Consider the following 1,053-nt stretch of genomic DNA (forward strand, 5'->3'; position numbering starts at 1 on the left):
CGGGCGCCCGGCCGGTCGAGGGATGCTTCAGGGTGCGGCCGGCGTCGGTCGCGCCGCGGATGCGCACGGACGGCACCGGGCCGCCGCGCGGCGGAGCAGAGAGCCTCATGGGAACTGGTCCTCGTAGGTGTTGACGACCCAGGCCCGCTCGATGGACGAGCGCTCCTCGAGTGGCTTGCCCGGATCGGCAACCTGGTCGGAGGGCGCGTAGGTGACGGCGAGCTCGCGATAGTCGTCGCGCACCACCGGCGGGTACGATGTGCGGCCTCGGAACGTGATCTCGAGCCTGAGCTCGACGAAGTAGGTTTCGCCGGCCGGCGGGAACAGCCACCGCCGTTTGACCTTGACGATGCTCTCGAACAGCGACCCGGGCCCGAAATTGACGAAGGTCGGATCGGTGAAGAGCCGATCCTTGATGGCCTCGATCTCGGCCGCGATTGCGCCCTCCGCCACCGCCGTGTCGTCTACGGCGCGCGTCACCGCGATGCCGATGGTGTCGTCCTCGACGAAGCGCGGCTCGCCGGCATTGCCGTCGCCATCGGGCGAGGACTCGCCGTCGGCGACGATCACGGTCAGGGCGGGCAGCTGGTCCGGCTGGAGCTGGGGCACCAGCGTCCGGCGCACCGTCTTGTAGCGGTCCGCCGGCACGGCGATGCGTGACACGATGGCGTCGCGCAGCGCGATGACGGGTGAGACCGGAACAGGATCGCTCATGGGCCGATGACTTTCAGGGTCAGGGTCGCCGCGCCCTGGCCGTCGTCGTCGCCGTCCTCGACGACGCACAGGCCGACGCGCGGCAAGGAGCCGTGCGCCGGGATGTCGATCCGGTCGCCCTGCTGCAGCGGCGCCGGGTGCTCGCTCGAGCGGATGCCGAGCGTGTGGGTCTGCGAGGACAGGACGCCGTCTCCGAGCATCGCCACGTCGACCGGCTTCGACGACCAGATGCCCCGCGCCCGATAGGCGGGAGCACCCGGCCGCGACTTGATCGGCCGCACCTCGACGGGCCGCCCGAAGGCGGCCATCGTCGGGCCGAGCACGAGAGCGTCGAAGTCG

Annotated in this window: 2 protein-coding genes; both read right to left on the minus strand. The window is 71.1% G+C overall.

The window, feature by feature from the left end:
- Positions 1–105: 105 nt before the first annotated feature.
- Positions 106–714: a hypothetical protein gene (locus tag CH341_RS31480; RefSeq protein WP_111423662.1), complete on the minus strand. Its 609-nt coding sequence runs from the start codon at positions 712–714 to the stop codon at positions 106–108.
- A partial coding sequence (locus tag CH341_RS34690; RefSeq protein ID WP_170149890.1) for a head-tail joining protein occupies positions 711–1,053 on the minus strand: 343 nt, incomplete at its 5' end. The genes CH341_RS34690 and CH341_RS31480, both read right to left, overlap by 4 nt.

It is taken from the genome of Rhodoplanes roseus (genome assembly GCF_003258865.1).
Lineage (GTDB): Bacteria > Pseudomonadota > Alphaproteobacteria > Rhizobiales > Xanthobacteraceae > Rhodoplanes > Rhodoplanes roseus.

Bases quoted from the DNA above. Each gene is read 5' to 3' on its own strand.
- CH341_RS31480 (WP_111423662.1), bottom strand. From the start codon at position 714: ATGAGCGATCCTGTTCCGGTCTCACCCGTCATCGCGCTGCGCGACGCC.